A 19,747-nucleotide genomic window follows, 5' to 3' on the forward strand; every position below is an offset into this window, starting at 1 on the left:
ATAATCCTATCAAAAAGAAAAAAAGAGTAATAAATATTCTTTTTTTTTAGATATTGATTGTTTTAATGAGAAAAGTCTTTGTAGAGGATTAGAGAATCTTGGTATTCTTTGTTTATAATTTTCCACAAATAGGGTTGGTCACTCAAAAGATTTAAATATTTTTTCTGTACCCGTTGCAATTGGATCGAATGACGCGTAAAAACTTCTTTATAGGCAGCCTCATCTCTTACTTTTTTTTGCATCAATAGTTGAATTTCTTGACGAATTTTTCGGGTATAAAACTCAGAAATATCAAATTGCAACTGTTTCTGATTGAGTAAATTTTCATCTTTTCTGTTTATCCACGACCGATTTTCATCCATCCGATTGATAACCGTATAAACCGGTAATTCTTGTCTGGTTTGTTTCTTTACCCAACTAATTTCGGTGTAGATTGAAGCTGCAGTTTTGTCTCCTTTCGGCGCTTTGGCTTTAAAGTTTTCGAAAGTCAAAAACTGATTTTCTTGCCAATTGATATACGAACTCTGGTAGAAAGAAAATAGTCCTAGTTGCAGAATACAAAGTAAACTTATTTTTAGTGCTTTATAATTCATTTTCTAAGAGATCTAATCGCATACCGTGCGAACCTTTTATCAATATATTTTTGGTTTCTATTGGATGTTTTTTTAGATAGTTTACTAGACTATCTCTATCTTCGAAGAACTGAATATCTGAAAAATCACCTTCTATTTTCGAAAAATTATTTCCTACCAAATAAATCTTTTCAAAACTCAAGTCTTTGGTTAGTTGGGCTATTTTTTGATGATTTACTTTACTCGATTCTCCCAACTCGAACATGTCTCCTAATATAACGGTCTTGCTACCATCGAAGGTAGAGAAGTTGTTCAATGAAGCTTCCATACTACTCGGATTCGCATTGTAAGCGTCCATCAGAAGAGTGTATTTATCTTTTTGTATCAACTGAGATCGATGATTAGCTGGGTAATAATTTTCTATTCCGTTTTTAATTTCTTTCAGCGAAAGCCCAAAATGTTTACCGAAACTTATGGCAGCTGCTACATTAGACCAATTATAGTTACCTGTTAAATTAGATCTTATAACAACATCTTCTACAACTACTTGAATCTTGTTATTTACATTTTCCTTCAACTCTATACAATAGGTTGCTTGTGTCGATTCGTTTTTAGAAAAGGATATTTGGCTTTCAACTGCTTTTGCTTGTTGTAGTTGTAATGGGTCGTCAGCATTGATTAGGACCGTCTTATGGTGCACGTATAAAAAATTATATAATTCTGATTTTCCTTTTACCACACCTTCGAACCCTCCAAAACCTTCGAGATGTGCATGCCCAAAATTTGTAACATATCCTAAATCAGGCTGTGCGATTGAAGACAAAAGTTCAATTTCTTTTAGATGGTTTGCCCCCATTTCGATTACGGCAATTTGGGCATTTTCTGGTATAGAAAGTAAGGTTAATGGCACACCGATATGATTGTTAAGGTTGCCTTGAGTATAATGCACCTGAAATTTCTCTTGCAATACAGCAGCAATCAGTTCTTTAGAAGTTGTTTTACCATTACTACCGGTCAGTCCAATAACAGGAATTCTAAGGGTGCTACGGTAAGCTCTAGCAAGTGCTTGTAAACTTTCTAAACCATTTTTCACTAAAATTATGCGATCATCTTGTAGATTTTGTGGTTCATCTACCACCACTATACTTGCTCCTTTATCCAATGCTTCTTTTGCAAAAAGATTACCATTGAATTTTTCTCCTTTCAATGCAAAGAAGATTGCGTTTTGAGTGATTTTTCGAGTATCGGTTGTAACCAAACGATGGCGAAGAAAATGTTTGAGCAATAGTTCTGTTTTCATATCATCAAAAATAAAAAAACTCGGGAAAAGTCCCGAGTTTTTCAAAATTATTTTATCGTATTATTTCGATCCTCTTTTTGTTCTTTTCGACTCAAAGTTTCCTTTGTAATCTTGCGCTAAGCGGAATCCTATCCAGCTTGTTGCTTCTGCTTGATGCAAGTATCGTCTTTGTCCTGGATCTAGCCAATAGATTGGGTCTTTCCAAGAACCACCTTTTACGACACGTACCTCATCACTGATGTTGGTTGTACGTGTTTTAGTATCTTTCTCTAGAATTACACGTCCTTTCTCATCCACGGTAAATTGTCGTTTCGGTGCGTTATACATATCGCTTGTTTTAGCAACAGTTTCGGTTGTTACACGTGTGTCTAATGAAGACATAGCATCTCCGTCTCTGTAATTGGTGTAATCGTATTCGATTTCTTTTTTGTAGCTTCCTGGCAATCCTCGATAAACAAGTTTTCCGTTGTTCAATGTATCGTATTCGATGTCGTCTTCACCATACTTCGCAAAACCACCATTTTGATCATCGATTGTGGTTTTGAACACATTCCCACGGAAATAGTTGAAGTCATTTGCTTCATCATCTATTATCGGACGATATACATCGGCTGTCCATTCTGCTACGTTACCATACATTCCGAATAATCCAAAGTCATTCGATTGGTATTTACGTACATCATTGGTAATTGCCGAACCGTCGTTCCCGTATCCTCCGATACCGCTATAATCTCCACGTCCAACTTTGAAATTGTCTAGGTATTGACCTCTTGTTTTTCCTTTGGTCCCACGCAAATCATTTTGAGCAACTTGTTTTCCTTTGTATTCGTTGTATTCTCTATTTTCGGGTAAAGCAAGTGCTGCGTATTCCCACTCTGATTCTGTTGGTAAACGGAAAGGTTGTATTTCTAATGAACGAGTTGCACGATTGGCATTTAGAATTCTCGTATTCGAAGATTTTATACGGGTTTGCTTTTCTAATTTTGTGGTATCAATTGCCTCTTGTACGTTGGTATTGTTGTTCTTATACTGTTCTGCACTAAAGGTTTTCGATTTCACATTATAGTCTTCGTTTTGGTAGAAATCTTTGCTCAAAATTCCTTTATCCATCAACGCTTTTTCGTTTGCTCTATCCGTCAACCAATCACAATAATTATTGGCTTGCAACCAGGTAATTCCTACCACTGGATAATAACTAAACTCTGGTGAGAATAAATAATTTTCTGTCGAGAAGTTATCGGTTGACAATTTATTGCTAAAAACAGCAGGATCTGGCAAAGCACCTTCATAAATATCTCTATAGGCAGGATCTTCTGTCGGGAAAACCACTTTTAGCCAAGTAAGATATTCTCGGTATTCGTAGTTGGTTACTTCGGTTTCACCGATAAAAAAAGAACTTACTTGCATACGACGCGGTGTATTATTCCAATCGTGCATTACATCATCTTTTACCAAGCCCATGGTAAATGTTCCTCCTTCGATGAAAACCATATTTTGCCATGGTTTCACGTTTGGTTTGGTTTTATTACCGTTGAAAAACCAACCTCGCTGATCGTTTTGCTTGAAGCCACTCGTACTCGTGAAGTTTTTGGTTCCTCCTCCTTTTTTCTTTCCACCGCTACCACTCCCACAACTTACAAAAATAGTCATTGAAGCAGCGGTAAGTAATAATGTAAAAATTCTACCTTTATTCATTTTCATAGAATACTTATCGGTTCTGAGTTATAAAATTATTATGCAAATAAAATCAATTCAATTGAAATAAACAATTTCAGATTGTAATAGTTTAACGCAAGGTTTTGTTTTTTATTTTATGGAATGCAAATATATTTGGGAAAAATACGTTTTTGAAGAATGAGAAAGATTATTTTACTGTTGTTAGTTTTTTCTTGGGCCATTTTTTCTAGAGCACAAACCTTTCATTTGAATTGGAAAGGCAAAAAAGAAATCGAACTTACCAATGCAACCAAAACTTCGGTGTTATTTTTTGAAGATGAAAAGCATTATAAGCTTAGCGGGAACAATCTACCTTATTTTATTTTGGAAGAAGAAAATCCGAGTCAGTTTCGTTATACAATTTCGGATATCCGAAAAAAAGAAATTTCGTTTGATGAGCAACAACTTGTCCCTCATTTCCCGACCTATATCGACTATGTTCAAAATCATATCCAAAAAGATCAAACTTTTATTCACACATTTCAATTATATCCTTTTATACAAGAAAACAATAAATATTATAAGATAGAAAGTTTCACCCTTTCTAAGTCATCAGTCATCCAACCAAAAGCGCATAGAAAAACTGCAACCAACACCAGTGTCTTGCAATCGGGTGATTGGTACAAGATAAAAGTCTCTAAAACGGGAGTATACAAGCTAACAACCGATTTCTTCAAGGCTAGTGGCATTCCGACTTCGGGCTATGATTTGCGAACGCTGAAAATTTACGGAAACGGAGGTGCGCAATTACCCGCCAATACAGGAACTTTTATTTACGATGATTTACAAGAAAACGCTATTCGCGTCATCGGGGAAGAAGACGGAAATTTTGATAGTAATGATTATATATTGTTCTATGCTCAAGGCCCAAACAACTTGCATAGAAGCGAAAATCAAACCCTAGAAAACCTTTCTCATCGCCTACATCTGTTCGATGAATACGCCTATTATTATATAACTTTTGGTGGGAAAAATGGCAAAAGAATAAGCACGAGTACGATCGATGAAACGCCTACCAAGACATTTACGAGTTTCGATGATTACCGTTTTTTCGAGCGAGATTCACTCAACATCAACCAAATGGGGAAACAATGGGTAAGTCATCCGTTTCGTCAAAATCCAAACCAAACCTTTATCTTGCAGCTGCATCAACCTATTGGTGGTGAAACTGCTCATCTAAAAGCTTCCCTTGTTGGGAAAAATGTAAAAAATTCTAAGTTTACAATTTCGGCTGCTGATGTAACTAAAAGTTTTGGTGCTTTTTCACAATCAGAGTTCAGTAGAAATGAAGTTTCGCTAAAACTCAATTCTGTTCCGAGCTCATTAGCTGTTAATATTATAGGTAATAATACAAATGAAGAAGTTTTTTTAGATAAAATTTCGGTGGCTTACAAAGCAGCTTTAGCATACGGAAACGAGCAATTTTCTTTTCGATTTCTAGACCAATTAGGTGAGGTGAATAGTTTTTCTTTTTCGGGTGAGGCAACTATTTGGAATGTGTCGGATCTTACCAATGCCATCGAAGTTACGGATGGAAAATTTAGAAAACCAACGGAAGGTTTTTACAATGAGTTTATCGCTTTCAGAAACGAGCATGTTTTCACAGACATCAAATTTGTAGAGAAAGTGGCAAATCAGAACTTGCATGCCATTTCGGGTGTAAGTGCCGTGATCATCACACCCGAAGAATTTTTATCAGAAGCCATGCGTTGGGCGCAATTTAGAGAACAAAATGACGATATAAAAGTTGCTGTAGCAACGACAAAACAAATTTACAATGAGTTTTCTTCTGGTTCGAAAGACGCTTTCGGAATTCGAAATTTTCTGAAATTTTTACGCGATCACAACAATCCAAATTTACAATATGCTTTCCTATTCGGGAACGCAACATACGATCCAAAAGATAGGATTGTGAATAACAAAGATTACATCCCTACGTTTCTTAGTTTATCCTCAGCCAATCTTGACAATACCTTTGCAACAGATGATTTCTACACCATGCTAACGGATGATCTAAAATTGATTGCAGAAGGACAAAATGATATTCTACCAAACTTAACCTATGCAAGTGATGCATTGACCATTTCAATTGGGCGTGCACCCGCTCGCACCTTGGCCGAAGCTAGAAATATAGTTAACAAAACAATTTCGTACTACTCTCCTATCCCAGGGAAAGGTCCATCGTATGGCGATTGGCGACTAAAAGTAATTACGGTTGTCGATGATCCGAATAACTATAATAATCCTGATATTAACAACCCAACTATCGATCAGCAATATGATAAAGTACTACAATTCGCCAATAACCACTATTATGCTTTACGCAAACTCTATTTATCTGGATCTGAACAAGAACAAACTGCTGCCGGAATACGTTATCCAAAAGTTACTGAAGGCATCACAAACGGTTTTGAATTGGGTGCAAATTTCATCGCTTATTTTGGGCATGGCGGACCGACAAGTTGGGCACAAGAACGCATTCTAACAAGTGAAGATCTTACAGGACTCAACAATTTTAATGCTGCCTACTCTCGCCTACCAATTGTTTCTACAGTGACCTGTGATTTCACCATTTGGGATTTACCACAAATTGACTCTGCCGGCGAACAAATGATCAATAGCACATCGGGCGGTGCGCTGGTAATGATCACGACCAATCGTCCTATTGGTGTTTACTACGGACAAGAGATAAACGGTATCCTACTCAAGAAATTATTCAACGAAGAAAAAGAACAAAATATTTCGGTAGGAGAAGCTTTGCGCCTAACAAAGAGAAAAAAAGGATCACATGCAGACCACAAAGAAGTAACCATAATCGGCGATCCGATGATTGCCTTAGCAAGACCAAAACACGACATTGTTATTACAAAGATGATGGCGAACGGCGAAAAAATTAATCTTGATAAAGATCACCAAATAAAAGCATTGGATTTTATCACTATCGAGGGAGAAATAAGAAACAGCACCAATTATCAACTGATGAATAACTTCAATGGTACGATTACCAATATCCTGTACGAAAAAGAAGTTGAAAAAAATTACCTAAGGGCTTTCCCCGACGAAATGTACAAAGAAGAATTCAACACAATTTACCGAGGAAAAGGAAAAGTAGAGAATGGAATATTCAAATTAGAATACTATTTACCGAAAGATATCAACTACGAAGTTGGCGAACGTAAATTGGTTTTATATGCAGATAACAACCAGACCGATGCCGTTACCGTTACCAAAGTAAATGTCGGAGGGCTGAATGAAAACAACATGAACGATAAGGAAATTCCACAAGGAAAATTGTATATGAACAACCTCAACTTTGCGGATGGCGGAATCACCGATCGCGATCCTATTTTGGTCGGATGCCTTACAGACAACATGGGCATAAGTTCTTCAGGGGCTTCTATCGGACACGATATTGTAGCAACCCTCGACGGAAATATCCAAAACTCATTCGTACTTAATGAATATTACGATGGCGGAGATAACAATCCTTGTATCAATAAAAATTTCAAAGATTACCAAAAAGGACAAGTGATGTATCAGTTGAAAAATTTAGAGTTGGGACAACATTCAATAACGTTAAAATTTTGGGATATCAACAATAATTCGAATACAGCCTCGTTAGACTTTGTAGTTATGGAAAACGGAAATAGTCAATTGCACATCGACAAGCTACTCAATTGGCCTAATCCGTTCACCAACAACACTTATTTCCATTTCGAGCACAATTGTGATAGCGAATTAGAAGTCTTGGTACAAATATTTACAGTATCTGGAAAATTAGTAAAAAGCATCAAACAATATGTAAGTTCTACGCCGTTTAGAGAAGGCTATCGAACCAATAAATATGCGATTCCTTGGGACGGATTAGATGATTTTGGTGATAAAATAGGAAAAGGTGTTTATATTTACAAAGTCAATGTGCGTGGTGTAAATGCTGAAACTTGCAAAGGAAGCGCACAGGCAATAGAAAAATTAGTGATTTTAAAGTAATAACATAGAGGAACAAATTTTATAGAATGAAAAAATTTACAGCAAGTTTAATGATTGTTTTAGCAGGGTTAACATATGCACAAGATGTGAACAATCCGATCTTTACAGGAGCACCATTCTTGCGTATCTCTCCCGATGCACGTGCGGGTGGTTTAGGAGATCAAGGGGTAGCAACATCGGCAGATAATCATTCTCAATATTGGAATGCCGCGAAATACGCTTTCAGTAAAGACTATTCGGGAGTGGCTTTTACCTACACTCCATACATGAGCTCGTTTACAGACGATGTCTTTTTATTAAACGCAACTTTCTTTACCTTTCTAGGACAAGACGAACGCTCCACCCTTTCGGCAAGTTTGTACTACTTCAAGATGGGTGATATAGAAATGAATGAGTTGATAGGGAACGATATCGTACCAAAAGGAATTGCCAAACCCAATGAATTCTCATTCGACCTTGCCTACGGTTTACGCATGAGTGACAATTACTCGATGGCCGTAACCGGTCGTTTCATCCGCTCGGATTTATTCAACAACGTTAGCGACGGAACTGTACAACCGGCCAACAGCTTTGCCGTAGATATTGCCGGTTTCTACGAATCAGAAACCATGAGCACCAATAACTTCGACGGTAAACTACGAGGAGGTTTCCAAATCTCGAACATCGGACCAAAATTAGATTACTCGAATAACGAAGACAACGCTTCTTACCTACCGACAAATTTACGTTTAGGTGTTGGGTACGATTTCAAATTCGACGAATACAATAAACTTTCTGTTTCTACCGAATTTGCAAAATTATTGGTTCCAACCCCACAATACGACTCTATCGTAGATGGACATCCAGTGGGAGTAACCCGTCCTAACAAAGGAGTTTTAGCCGGAATGTTCAGTTCTTTTGGTGATGCACCCAACGGAGGAAAAGAAGAATTGCAAGAGATTACGTACGCAATCGGAGCAGAATACTCTTACAATGAGGCACTTTTTGTTCGTGCAGGTTATTTCCACGAAAGCCAATGGAAAGGAGATCGTCAGCACCTAACGCTAGGTTTAGGACTAAAATACAACTCGTTTGGTTTTGATGCTTCGTACCTAATCCCAACCTCGAATACCAACAATGCCCTTGAGAATACCTTGCGTTTTGGAATCTCTTGGAATTTTGGAGGTGAGACACAAAATGCATACGATTACTAAATCGTAGAAATTATACACTAAAAAAAGCAGTTCGATGAACTGCTTTTTTTTATAGGATTAGCAAACACATCACATGTTAAATGAAACTTAAAAAAAATATCACTATAGCGATTTTTACAATAGTTTTTTATATTATTGTGCTGTGATAAAAAGATTGACTTTTCTTTTCGGAGTTTTTTTAGTGCTACTTATGCCATGTAGCACCAAATTTTCTATCACCCAAATTTTGCATATCTCAACCGGTGAACTCGTTAGCTCTAATCCGGCTAAAACACAGAGCCAAACTTCTACAAACCAATGTCCTACTTCTATCATAGAAATAGAGAATAAACAAAGAAATCAAACAAAAAAACAACTAGACGATGGATTGTTTTTGGCAGCCAATAAACAGTTTTTCTCTCTTACCAAAAACAAATTCCCCGCCCAATACAAAGGCCCTCTTACCGAAAAACATCCTCTTTATATTCTCTATAATCAACTAAAAATTAGTACAGAATTTCTTTCTTAATAGCGGTATAATTTATTGAGTAGGATGATAAAAATTATTCCTACCAAATATTTATATTTTACCTAAATCAAAAAAAATTATAATCAATTTCTGGATAGAATCTTCATCATTGTAATGCTTCTATTGCTGTAAAAAATTGAATCTCTCAATATAAAAATCTTAAAGTTTTAATTGAATCCGTCATTTACAATGGAAACAAAACTCAAAAAACTCATCAGTATCATGAAAAAAAATTATTCTGTCATTATTATGGCAACGATCGCTTTGGTTCTTCTTTTCGTTCCCGAAGCAAAAGCCTTTGTACAACAAGGTTTTATGAAAATTGGACTTTTTCAGCCAAAATTAGAAAAAATAGAAAGTACCCCAGAAAACAACGAACAAGGTATTGAGCTTCCCGAAGCCAATTATGTTTTCGAGATGATCGACGATAAAGGCAACAAAGTGGATATGGAAGCTCTGAAAGGTAAAGTTGTCTTCATCAACTTTTGGGCAACTTGGTGTCCGCCGTGTATCGCAGAGATGCCTTCTTTACAAGTACTATACGATAAAATAAAAGAGGATCCAGAAATCGAGTTTATCACTGTAGAAGTAGAAGGTATTCGTAAACAAGACAAAGTTGCAAAATTTATGGAGCGTAAAAAACTTAGTCTTCCGGTAATGTATCCGAACTCTGGAATTCCGAGCGATTTTTTCCGAGGTTCTTTGCCCACAACCATTATCCTCGATAAAAAAGGAAATATTGCACACACTACCCTCGGGATGGCCGATTATTCTGGTGATGATATTGTGAATTTTTTATACGAACTAAAAGCAATGCATTAGAATTCTCAAACAAAAAAACGCATGAAAGCCACAACATACAATCGTTGTGGTTTTTTATTTTCTGAAAAAAAGAAATGATAATATTTTTACGATAGGATGAAATACAGAACAAAAATTACGAAATAGTTTAATTAATCCAAATCTCGATTAGATTGTTTATAGGCTTGTTTTTGTTTGTAGGAAATCCATTTTTCTTTGCCAATTTTTCGACAAATTTTATCGGTATAGCGCATCACAAAAACATGATACATCATGTCCAGAAAATTTAAAAACCGAACAGGACTTGGCATTGCCCGAAGCGACATCGAGAAACCAGCTTCTAGATATCGATTATAATGCCACCAACCTTTCGGGATAAACAACAAATCGCCATGTTCCATCTCTACCTCGAACCCTTTGGCTTTTTTCAGCGCTGGGTATTTTTCGTAATCCGGGTGATCAAAATCAATAGATTCTATCGTATGAACCGATAAGGGTACTTTATATAAATTTCTGGATTGCGATTGATCGAATAACAATATGCGTTTTCTACCCTCGAAATGAATATGAACAAAATCGCTCATATCTACATCATAATGCATCAAAACACGGGCCTGATTCCCTCCAAAAAATAAAGTTGGTAAACGCTTGAAAAATTTTATCCCCAAATCTGGGTAGGTAAAATTATTGAGTAAAGCAGGCAAACGATCGGTGATGATGTAGAAGAAAATACGTTTATCAGAATCTCGGGTTGTAATTTCATCCAAATAATCCTCCATTTTCTGATAGGTTGCTGGTGTATCCGAACTTTGATTAGCGTCTGCTGGACGATTATCATAAATTGGCACTTCTTGCCCTTTCGTTTTATTGCGAATATAATCGAAATTCCATAGCGGGAAAGCTTCCCATTGTTTTGCATAACCTTTGATTAGTAAGGGCTGTTGCTTTTTCAGGTAGTGTTTGATAAAGTTTTTCTTATCGATGCTTTCTACTTGTGCTACTTTCTCTAAAATCATGATACTATTTTCGTGTGTTTAGAAAGTTTAAATGTAAGAAAATCTTGATACAAAATGCTCCTAATTTTGATAGGATGAATAGTTTGGCTTATATTTTGAAATTATACAAAGCAAAAAATCTAGAATGATGAAGATAAAAAACTTATTTTATGCAAGCTTTTTGAGCGGATTGTTTGGTCTTAGTTCTTGTACCACCACAGCTCCTAGCACACAAAACGAAGCTAGTTCTACTACAAATTTATCATTATTTGGTACTTGGACTTTGTCTGAACTTCCGAAAGTTGACCTAAAAAAATCGTTCCCTGCCAAAACTCCGTCCTTAACATTTGAGCCAATAACCAAAAAATTTACCGGAAATTCTGGTTGCAATAATATGTTTGGAGGATTTTCGACTTCACAAAATGGTTTAGAATTCACTGGTGTGGGTATGACACGTATGTTTTGCGAAGGTGTTGACGAAAATGCTTTTACATCTGCCTTAGACAATGTGAAAACTTATAGCATAAAGAACGAAACCCTTATACTTTACAACGCTGATAAAAAAGAGGTAATGCGCCTAAAAAAGTCTAGATAATTTCATTTACGGGAGATAAATAGAAAATATTTTTGGTTTTTTTATTATGCTTAGCATTAAAAAACTACTTTTGTGTAAAATCATTTTAATTTGAAAATTCTATTTGCTATTCCGTTAAGTATTTTATTTTATCTATCCTTCGGATCAACATTATTGTTATTCCACCTTATTCAGTTTTTATCGTATAATTTAGGGGGCTACTCGGCTCACCACAAATCGGTAAAAGCTATGAATTGGACATTGATGCTTTGCACCAAAATTTTAGGAACTTCTTACCGTTTTAGTGGTAAAGAATCAATCCCTAAAAATGTACCCCTTATTTTTGTGTCGAACCATCAAAGTATGTTCGATATTTCTCCTATAGAGTGGTATTTGTCTGAATTTCATCCTAAATTTATCAGCAAGAAAGAATTAGGAAAAGGAATCCCAAGTGTTTCGTATAATTTACAGAAAGGCGGTTCGGTTTTGATCGACCGAAAAGATGGTAAATCATCTATCCTACAAATAAAAAAATTAGCTACTTACATAAAACAAAATAATTATTCTGCTGTTATTTTCCCAGAAGGAACACGCAGCAGGGATGGAGTTCCAAAAGCTTTTAAAGAAAGTGGTTTGAAGGTACTGTGCAAATATGCTGACAACGCCTATATTGTTCCGATCACGATAAACAATTCTTGGAAAATGCAACAAAAAAAATTTCCGATGAATTTGGGTGTAAAAATCCAATTGCAATGCCACGAACCTATTGCAGTAGCCAAAAAAGATTTTGATCAACTTCTTTATCAGGTAGAAAATATAATAACTTCTAGTGTTGAAAACCCAAAAAAATAATTTCTTATGTCAATTCACAATATACGAAAAGAGGTCATGCAATTTATAGAGAAAGATATTGATCGATATATGGATCAGTTTCTGATACCTGTTGAGAAAATTTGGCAACCTTCTGATTTTCTTCCTGACTCTCAGAGCCATAATTTTTTTGAAGAAATAACAGAGTTGCGCGAATTGGCTAAAGATTTACCTGATGATTTTTGGATTACTTTAATTGGCGATACAATCACAGAAGAAGCTCTACCTACATACGAATCGTGGTTGATGCAACTCGATGGTGTAGTAAATGAAGACGGCAGTTATATAGACTACGGTTGGGCAAAATGGATTCGTCATTGGACTGGTGAAGAAAATCGACATGGTGACTTGCTCAACAAATACCTTTATCTATCGGGCAGAATCAATATGCGCGAGGTGGAAATTTCTACGCATTACCTTATCAATGATGGATTTGATATTGGGACTTCTCATGATCCTTATAAAAATTTTGTTTACACCAGTTTCCAAGAATTAGCCACCTACATTTCTCACAACAATGTGTCGAGAATCGCCAAAAACTATGGTGCAAAAAACATTGCGCGTATGTGCAAAATAATTGCCGGTGATGAGATGCGCCATCACTTGGCGTATACGGAGTTTGTGCGTAGAATTTTTGAGGTTGATCCTAGTGAAATGATGTTGGCCGTGCAATACATGTTCCGCTTAAAGATTGTAATGCCTGCTCACTTTTTAAGAGAATCTGGTGATAACATTGGGAAACTTTTCGAGCCATTTTCGGATGCTGCTCAGAGAATTGGTGTTTATACCGCTTTTGATTATGTAGATATTATGGAGAAACTGATCAAAGCTTGGAAAATAGATAAAATAACCAATCTTACCGAAGATGCAGAAAAAGCAAGAGATTTCATTATGAAGTTTCCTGAGAGGATGCGAAAAATTTCAGAGAGGATTAATATCCCAGATAACGGTCCACAATTCAAATGGTTGATCCCGGCTCATAGATAAATAAAAGAAAACCTCTGTTTAGGGACAGAGGTTTTTTTATAACATTATTTTATTTCTCTTCAGTTAATTGTAGGTTTGCAATGACTTTAACTTCGTCAGAGACAACAACTCCTCCTGCTTCGGTTAGGCTATTCCAGTTCAGGCCGAAAGTTTTTCTATTAATAACGCCTGATAACTCTATACCTACTTTTTTGTTTCCGTAATTATCTACAATGATCTCACTGATATCTGCATTCAAATGTATGGGTTGTTTTACACCTCTAATTTCTATTGTACCTGTAAGTTCACCGTTTCGGATTCCTTCTTTACTTTCGAAGAATATTTGAGGAAATTTTTCTGTATAGAAAAACTCTTCCGATTTTAGATGTTGATCTCGTGCTTCGACTTTTGTCGAAATAGAATTTACCTCTATAGCTGCATTAAATTCTGCAGTCTCAAACGAATTTCCTTCTACAATAGCTTCTGCATGAAAATCATTAAATGTCCCTGTAACTGTAGAAATAACCATATGTCTTACCTTGAAAAAAATTTCTGAGTGCGCTGTATCTATTATCCATTTTTTTGTCATGATGATTTTTTTTTATTTCTTTTTTTTATTTTGTGTAAACTCTAAGTTAGATAGTATTTTTATATCATTTCCTATAACACTTTCTGGAAATTTTTTTCCTATCTCATAAGAAGATCGATTAATCGTCCCTTTTATGGTAAACCCATAAGATTTGATATTATTTGCAGAATTGATGCTGTTACCATTGTATACCAAAGTAAGAGTAATTGGCTTTGTTACACCGCTCATCGTGAGATTTCCGTTTAATTTATAGGTATTTCCTATAATTTTCTCTAATGAAGTAGATTTAAATTCGATTGTTTTATATTGAGCAACATCAAAAAAATCAGCACTTTTTAGGTGGTTATCTCTTGCTTCGATTCCTGTATCAATTGAATTGGTTTGTGCCACTACCGTAATGGTAGATTTCGTGATATCATTCTGATCAAAATTATTCAACACCACATCAAATTCATTAAATTTTCCATCTACAGTTGAGATAGTCATATGAGTAACAAAAAATTGTAAACGCGCATGACTTTTGTCTAAAGTTATATTTTGCCCAAACAATAGAGAACCAAATGTAAAAAACAATCCTACTATTAAACTTTTCATTTTCTACTTTTTTTTAGTTATTACAATCAAATTTAGTACCATAAAACTGTACACCACTTGACATACAGCAAGACAATCAATAACTTGCAACATTTAACACAATTTAACACTTTATTAATAAAAAGTTGGTTTGGTTGTAACCGAACTAAAATCTAACTTTGTGCAAAAATTTATAATGTCTACAATAGATACAGATCAACTTATTTGCGATATCGAAAATTTTTTCGAACATAATAATGGCTATCCTCCTCTTACAGCGAAAATTTTCACTTATATGCTGGTTGAAGTTGGGCAGAAAGGGATAACATTTGAGGAGTTAGTAGACAAATTCAAAGCGAGCAAAAGCTCTATTTCTTGTAGCCTGAAATACTTGATAGAGATAGACAAAGTAGACTTTGTATACAAAGAAGACAAGAGAAAAAGATACTTCAGACCGAATCCTTATCATTTTACCAACCGTTTACAAGAAGTTTTAGACCAACTAGAGAAAACAATGATTTCTTTTGATAAAGTACAACTATATAGAATCCAGAAAGGCATTTGCAAATCCAACTATGAAGAGGTCTATCTAATCATAAAAAAATATATGGAATTGCAACAAAACTTAATAAATGATACAATTGAACAATTAAATAAATACAAAATCTAATAATATAACTCTATGAAAAAAAGATATTTTATTCTAATGGGTATTAGTGCATCGATGATTTTCTCATGCAAAAAGAGTGATCAGAGCTCGATGCAACCTCAGGGTCCTAGCCCATTACCTGTTGTGGATGTTTCACAACGAGTAGTTGAATCCTATTCGGAGTTTCCAGCCACTATCGAGGGAATAAACAACAATGCTGTACGAGCGAAAATACAAGGTTATATAACCCATGTTTACATTGACGAGGGACAGTATGTTTCTGCAGGCCAAGCTTTATTCAAGCTAGAAACCAATGCACTCAGTCAAACTGCAGATGCTGCCCGCTCTGGGGTGAATGCTGCTTCTGCTAATATACAATCTGCACAAGCCAATGTAAAAGCAGCAGAGGCTCGTGTACAAGTTGCTCAGGTAGAGGTGAATAAATTAATTCCTTTGGTCGAGAAAAACATTATTTCGAATGTACAATTGGAAACTGCCAAAGCAAATTTAGCTCAAGCACAAGCTGCTAAAAACCAAGCACAAGCTGCTCTATCACAGGCTCAAGCCGGTCAAGCTCAAGCCCAAGCAAGTCTCAATGAGGTAAATGCTAATATAAACTATTCTATTGTACGAAGCCCTATCAGCGGAGTAGTTGGCTCTATAAACTTTAGAGAAGGAAGTTTAGTCGGTCCGGCAGATCCCACTCCTTTAACAAACATTTCAAATACAAGTAAAGTATATGCTTATTTCTCTATGAATGAAGCAGAGTACTTAGATTTTATTATAAAAACTAACGGTAAAACACTTCAGGAAAAACTAAACAATATGCCACCGGTAGAATTAGTTTTAGCGAATAACGAAGTTTACCCAGAAAAAGGCAAAATACAAGCTGTTACTGGACAAATCGACCCCTCAACTGGCTCGATACAATTTCGTGTAACTTTTAATAATGCAGACAAACTCTTGAGCAACGGAAATAGTGGACGCATTCGCATCCCGAAAACATATGTTGACGCGATTGTTGTACCAGAATCATCTACTTTTGAGAGACAAGGCAATGTGTATGTTTATAAAGTAGAAAAAGATACCGCAAGACAATCGATTATAAAAGTTGAAAATCGTACGAATAACATGATTATTGTAAAAGAGGGTGTAAAAAAAGGAGATAAAATTGTTGCACAAGGAGTTGACAAAATCAAAGACAAAACAGCAATCAAACCTATTCCTACAAACTTTGACACGATTGTAAATTCTATTAAAAAAGTATTCTAACCAAAAAAAATATGCTAAAAACATTTATAGATAGACCAGTATTTTCTACGGTGATATCGATTATCATCGTAATACTTGGGATATTAGGATTAACTGTACTCCCGGTTACTCAATATCCAGATATTGCACCCCCCACTGTTCAGGTAAATGCTTCTTATACAGGGGCAAATGCACAAACAGTAATGGAAAGTGTAATTATCCCATTAGAAGAGCAGATCAACGGTGTAGAAGATATGGATTACATTACCTCTACTTCTTCTAACTCGGGTACAGCGCAAATTAATGTTGTATTCAAAGCTGGAGTCGACCCAGATATTGCCACTGTTAACGTACAGAACCGTGTTGCCCGAGCAACTCCTCTATTACCTGCAGAGGTTACTCGATCGGGTGTAACCACCCAAAAGCAACAGACTTCTGCACTAATGTTCTTATCCTTCTATTCTGATAATCCTGATTATGATCAGATTTATATTCAGAATTATATGAACATCAATGTAATTCCTGAAATAAAAAGAATTAATGGTGTAGGTGATGCAACAGCTTTTGGATCGAAAGTTTACTCAATGCGTATATGGCTAGACCCCAATAAACTAGCCAACTACCAATTGGTACCATCAGACGTTATTGCTGCAATAAACGAACAATCACTAGAGGCTGCTGCTGGACAATTGGGTCAAAACGATGGAAAGTCTTTCCAATACATAATAACGTACAAAGGGAAGCTAAACCAAGAAGAACAATACGAAAATATTGTTATCAAAACACTTCCTAACGGCAGCGTATTAAGACTAAAAGATATTGCAAAAATAGAGTTAGGCTCGTTAGATTACGGTGGTGTATCAGAAACCAACGGTAAACCAAACGTGGCTATGGCGATTTATCAAACACCGGGCTCTAATGCTCAAAAAATTATTAATGATATCAAAATCGAACTCGAGAAAATTCAACAAAACCTTCCACCAGGAGTTCATTACTTCATTAATTTCGATACGAATGAATTCCTAGAAGCTTCGATAAATAAAGTAGTAAGCACCCTTATAGAAGCTTTTATACTCGTGTTTATTGTTGTTTACATTTTCTTACAAGATTGGCGATCGACATTAATTCCACTAATTGCCGTTCCGGTTTCGATTATTGGGACTTTCTTTTTTCTTAATCTTTTCGGATACTCACTCAACCTCCTCACCCTCTTTGCATTAGTTCTCGCAATCGGGATTGTGGTGGATGATGCAATTGTAGTCGTCGAGGCCGTGCATGCCAAAATGGAGGAAACCCATATGGAAGCCCGCCCAGCAACAGAAAGTGCTATGAGCGAAATTACAGGAGCAATTATCTCGATTACTTTGGTGATGGCAGCGGTATTTGTTCCGGTTACATTTATCACAGGACCAACAGGAGTTTTTTATCAACAGTTTGGGGTTACGCTTATTGTAGCCATTATTATTTCTGCGGTGAATGCACTTACACTGAGTCCGGCTATGTGTGCGCTATTCCTAAAACCACATAATGAAGAAGACGAAAAGACGAAAAAATCTATAATAAGAAAAGGTTTTCAAAAATTCAACGAAGGGTTTGATAAAATGACTAGGCGTTATACCAATTCATTTAAATTTTTATTCAAACACAAATGGGTAACCTTCCTTATTCTACTAGCTTCTTTGGCAATAATTTTTATCACCAATAAATATATGCCAACAGGATTCGTACCGAATGAAGATCGTGGATTTATCATGGGTAACTTCGAGTTGCCTGCAGGTGCATCAGCCGACCGAGTATATGAGTTGCAAAGACAATTCAGAGAAAAAGCAAAAGAAATAAAAGGGATCAATACCATCACAATGGTTTCTGGTTTTAGTCTTATTTCTGGACAAGGATCTAACTACGGAATCGCACTTATAAAATTAGACGATTTCAAGGATAGAAAAACACAAGAAACAAACATAGACAATATTATCAAACAATTGTTTATAACCGGTGCTCAATTCCCAGATGTTAAAGCTATTTTCTTCCAGCCACCTTCAATTCCAGGTTTTGGAATTTCTTCTGGTTTCGAATTGAAGTTACTTGACCGCTCGGGCGGAAATCTTAATGAATTTGATCAAGTTGCACAAGACTATATTTTTGCACTAATGCAACGTCCAGAAATTATGTACGCACAAACTTCCCTCAACACAAACTTCCCTCAATATAGAATGGATGTTAATGTAGAAAGAGCCAAACAATCTGGCGTAAGTGTAAACAACTTACTCTCTGCAATGCAAGGATATATTGGTGGAATATATGCGGCAGATTTCATTAGGTACGGAAAACAATACCGAGTTATGGTACAAGCCTTGCCCGAAGACAGAGCAGACGCACAAAGTCTGAACAAAATCTTTGTTCGTACAGGTTCTGGCGAAATGGCTCCTATCTCACAATTTCTAAATCTATCCCGAGTATATGGACCACAATCGATCAACCGATACAACCTCTTTACATCTGCCAATATTTCGGGAGCACCTGCCCCAGGTTTCTCGAGTGGTGACGCTATTCGTGCGGTACAAGAAGTCGCAACACAAAACCTTTCTACCAATTACGGTATAGACTTTACAGGGCTTACCCGAGAAGAAATTAATTCGGGCGGACAGACCATCTTAATTTTTATGCTGTGTGTGGTTTTTGTTTACTTTATTTTAAGTGCTCAGTACGAGAGTTATATCCTACCATTCGCCGTATTGTTATCTTTACCGGTAGGTGTGATGGGTGCTTATTTAAGCCAGTTTTTAGCTGGATTAGAAAACAATATCTACTTCCAGATTGCCTTAGTTATGCTTGTCGGTCTATTGGCGAAAAACGCGATTCTCATTGTAGAATTTGCCGCTCAACGTAGAAGATATGGGATGAGTATTTGGCAAGCCGCAATGGAGGGAGCAAAATCTCGTCTACGTCCGATTTTGATGACATCGTTTGCATTTATTTTAGGTTTAACTCCTCTAGTAATTTCTTCTGGCGTAGGAGCTATTGGTAACCGATCAATCGGGACAGGAGCAGCCTTTGGCTTATTGATCGGAACGATTTTAGGAGTATTTGTTATTCCAGTATTGTTTGTGATTTTCCAATCTATCCAAGAAAAAATAGTTCCGATCAAATTTGATCAAAATAGCACTAACGATACTCAAAACCTTCATACCAAACTCTAA

Annotated in this window: 16 protein-coding genes; 10 read left to right on the forward strand and 6 right to left on the reverse strand. The window is 36.1% G+C overall.

Annotation, left to right across the window (positions count from 1 at the left end; all coding sequences use genetic code 11):
- Nucleotides 1–62: 62 nt before the first annotated feature.
- Genes HMPREF2660_RS09195 through gldJ form a run of 3 tightly spaced genes read right to left on the reverse strand, consistent with a single transcriptional unit; the run spans nucleotide 63 to nucleotide 3,567 of the window.
- Nucleotides 63–593, reverse strand: coding sequence for a hypothetical protein (locus HMPREF2660_RS09195; protein WP_013597325.1), 531 nt, complete (start codon nucleotides 591–593; stop codon nucleotides 63–65).
- Nucleotides 583–1,872, reverse strand: a complete 1,290-nt coding sequence (gene murF / locus HMPREF2660_RS09200) for a UDP-N-acetylmuramoyl-tripeptide--D-alanyl-D-alanine ligase (RefSeq protein WP_070486873.1) — start codon at nucleotides 1,870–1,872, stop codon at nucleotides 583–585. The genes HMPREF2660_RS09195 and murF overlap by 11 nt, the downstream gene beginning before the upstream one ends.
- Before the next feature lie 60 nt (nucleotides 1,873–1,932).
- A complete protein-coding gene (gene gldJ, locus HMPREF2660_RS09205; protein WP_041942205.1) occupies nucleotides 1,933–3,567 on the reverse strand; it encodes a gliding motility lipoprotein GldJ in 1,635 nt (544 codons plus the stop codon).
- Nucleotides 3,568–3,726: 159 nt separating this feature from the next.
- Here gldJ and porU point away from each other — a divergent pair, with 159 nt between their 5' ends.
- The 4 genes from porU to HMPREF2660_RS09225 all read left to right on the forward strand — a co-directional run bounded on the left by porU (nucleotide 3,727) and on the right by HMPREF2660_RS09225 (nucleotide 10,101).
- Nucleotides 3,727–7,578: a type IX secretion system sortase PorU gene (gene porU / locus HMPREF2660_RS09210; RefSeq protein WP_070486874.1), complete on the forward strand. Its 3,852-nt coding sequence runs from the start codon at nucleotides 3,727–3,729 to the stop codon at nucleotides 7,576–7,578.
- Between the two features lie 26 nt (nucleotides 7,579–7,604).
- Nucleotides 7,605–8,771: a type IX secretion system outer membrane channel protein PorV gene (gene porV, locus HMPREF2660_RS09215; RefSeq protein ID WP_013597329.1), complete on the forward strand. Its 1,167-nt coding sequence runs from the start codon at nucleotides 7,605–7,607 to the stop codon at nucleotides 8,769–8,771.
- Nucleotides 8,772–8,925: 154 nt separating this feature from the next.
- On the forward strand, nucleotides 8,926–9,279 hold the full coding sequence (locus tag HMPREF2660_RS09220; RefSeq protein WP_013597330.1) for a hypothetical protein: 354 nt from the start codon (nucleotides 8,926–8,928) through the stop codon (nucleotides 9,277–9,279).
- Between the two features lie 222 nt (nucleotides 9,280–9,501).
- Nucleotides 9,502–10,101 carry a TlpA family protein disulfide reductase gene (locus HMPREF2660_RS09225; protein WP_168160807.1) on the forward strand — a complete coding sequence of 200 codons (600 nt, stop codon included), beginning with the start codon at nucleotides 9,502–9,504 and terminating at the stop codon, nucleotides 10,099–10,101.
- Nucleotides 10,102–10,232: 131 nt separating this feature from the next.
- Here HMPREF2660_RS09225 and HMPREF2660_RS09230 read toward each other — a convergent pair whose 3' ends face one another.
- Nucleotides 10,233–11,096, reverse strand: a complete 864-nt coding sequence (locus HMPREF2660_RS09230; RefSeq protein ID WP_013597332.1) for a cupin-like domain-containing protein — start codon at nucleotides 11,094–11,096, stop codon at nucleotides 10,233–10,235.
- Between the two features lie 124 nt (nucleotides 11,097–11,220).
- Here HMPREF2660_RS09230 and HMPREF2660_RS09235 point away from each other — a divergent pair, with 124 nt between their 5' ends.
- The 3 genes from HMPREF2660_RS09235 to HMPREF2660_RS09245 all read left to right on the forward strand — a co-directional run bounded on the left by HMPREF2660_RS09235 (nucleotide 11,221) and on the right by HMPREF2660_RS09245 (nucleotide 13,506).
- Nucleotides 11,221–11,670, forward strand: coding sequence for an META domain-containing protein (locus HMPREF2660_RS09235; RefSeq protein WP_070486878.1), 450 nt, complete (start codon nucleotides 11,221–11,223; stop codon nucleotides 11,668–11,670).
- Between the two features lie 90 nt (nucleotides 11,671–11,760).
- On the forward strand, nucleotides 11,761–12,501 hold the full coding sequence (locus tag HMPREF2660_RS09240) for a lysophospholipid acyltransferase family protein (protein WP_013597334.1): 741 nt from the start codon (nucleotides 11,761–11,763) through the stop codon (nucleotides 12,499–12,501).
- 6 nt (nucleotides 12,502–12,507) lie between these two features.
- Entirely contained in the window at nucleotides 12,508–13,506 is a 999-nt protein-coding gene (locus HMPREF2660_RS09245) for an acyl-ACP desaturase (RefSeq protein ID WP_013597335.1), read from the forward strand.
- Nucleotides 13,507–13,555: 49 nt separating this feature from the next.
- Here the strand turns inward: HMPREF2660_RS09245 and HMPREF2660_RS09250 are convergent, their stop codons facing one another.
- Both HMPREF2660_RS09250 and HMPREF2660_RS09255 read right to left on the reverse strand, forming a co-directional pair.
- A complete protein-coding gene (locus tag HMPREF2660_RS09250; protein WP_013597336.1) occupies nucleotides 13,556–14,074 on the reverse strand; it encodes a YceI family protein in 519 nt (172 codons plus the stop codon).
- A 12-nt stretch (nucleotides 14,075–14,086) separates the two neighbouring features.
- Nucleotides 14,087–14,668: a YceI family protein gene (locus tag HMPREF2660_RS09255; protein WP_070486880.1), complete on the reverse strand. Its 582-nt coding sequence runs from the start codon at nucleotides 14,666–14,668 to the stop codon at nucleotides 14,087–14,089.
- Nucleotides 14,669–14,843: 175 nt separating this feature from the next.
- Between HMPREF2660_RS09255 and HMPREF2660_RS09260 the strand changes: the two genes are divergently transcribed.
- Genes HMPREF2660_RS09260 through HMPREF2660_RS09270 form a run of 3 tightly spaced genes read left to right on the forward strand, consistent with a single transcriptional unit; the run spans nucleotide 14,844 to nucleotide 19,747 of the window.
- The gene (locus HMPREF2660_RS09260; RefSeq protein WP_070486881.1) at nucleotides 14,844–15,317 is read left to right on the forward strand and encodes a hypothetical protein; all 474 of its coding nucleotides are present in this window, start codon (nucleotides 14,844–14,846) and stop codon (nucleotides 15,315–15,317) included.
- Nucleotides 15,318–15,329: 12 nt separating this feature from the next.
- Nucleotides 15,330–16,568 carry an efflux RND transporter periplasmic adaptor subunit gene (locus HMPREF2660_RS09265; RefSeq protein WP_013597339.1) on the forward strand — a complete coding sequence of 413 codons (1,239 nt, stop codon included), beginning with the start codon at nucleotides 15,330–15,332 and terminating at the stop codon, nucleotides 16,566–16,568.
- 11 nt (nucleotides 16,569–16,579) lie between these two features.
- A complete protein-coding gene (locus HMPREF2660_RS09270) occupies nucleotides 16,580–19,747 on the forward strand; it encodes an efflux RND transporter permease subunit (RefSeq protein WP_013597340.1) in 3,168 nt (1,055 codons plus the stop codon).

Source organism: Weeksella sp. HMSC059D05 (assembly GCF_001809725.1).
In the GTDB taxonomy this organism is placed as follows: Bacteria; Bacteroidota; Bacteroidia; order Flavobacteriales; family Weeksellaceae; genus Weeksella; species Weeksella virosa.

Coding starts and splice junctions, on each gene's coding strand:
- HMPREF2660_RS09195 (WP_013597325.1), bottom strand. CDS start 593: ATGAATTATAAAGCACTAAAAATAAGTTTACTTTGTATTCTGCAACTA.
- murF (WP_070486873.1), bottom strand. CDS start 1,872: ATGAAAACAGAACTATTGCTCAAACATTTTCTTCGCCATCGTTTGGTT.
- gldJ (WP_041942205.1), bottom strand. CDS start 3,567: ATGAATAAAGGTAGAATTTTTACATTATTACTTACCGCTGCTTCAATG.
- porU (WP_070486874.1), top strand. CDS start 3,727: ATGAGAAAGATTATTTTACTGTTGTTAGTTTTTTCTTGGGCCATTTTT.
- porV (WP_013597329.1), top strand. CDS start 7,605: ATGAAAAAATTTACAGCAAGTTTAATGATTGTTTTAGCAGGGTTAACA.
- HMPREF2660_RS09225 (WP_168160807.1), top strand. CDS start 9,502: ATGAAAAAAAATTATTCTGTCATTATTATGGCAACGATCGCTTTGGTT.
- HMPREF2660_RS09230 (WP_013597332.1), bottom strand. CDS start 11,096: ATGATTTTAGAGAAAGTAGCACAAGTAGAAAGCATCGATAAGAAAAAC.
- HMPREF2660_RS09235 (WP_070486878.1), top strand. CDS start 11,221: ATGATGAAGATAAAAAACTTATTTTATGCAAGCTTTTTGAGCGGATTG.
- HMPREF2660_RS09245 (WP_013597335.1), top strand. CDS start 12,508: ATGTCAATTCACAATATACGAAAAGAGGTCATGCAATTTATAGAGAAA.
- HMPREF2660_RS09250 (WP_013597336.1), bottom strand. CDS start 14,074: ATGACAAAAAAATGGATAATAGATACAGCGCACTCAGAAATTTTTTTC.
- HMPREF2660_RS09255 (WP_070486880.1), bottom strand. CDS start 14,668: ATGAAAAGTTTAATAGTAGGATTGTTTTTTACATTTGGTTCTCTATTG.
- HMPREF2660_RS09260 (WP_070486881.1), top strand. CDS start 14,844: ATGTCTACAATAGATACAGATCAACTTATTTGCGATATCGAAAATTTT.
- HMPREF2660_RS09265 (WP_013597339.1), top strand. CDS start 15,330: ATGAAAAAAAGATATTTTATTCTAATGGGTATTAGTGCATCGATGATT.
- HMPREF2660_RS09270 (WP_013597340.1), top strand. CDS start 16,580: ATGCTAAAAACATTTATAGATAGACCAGTATTTTCTACGGTGATATCG.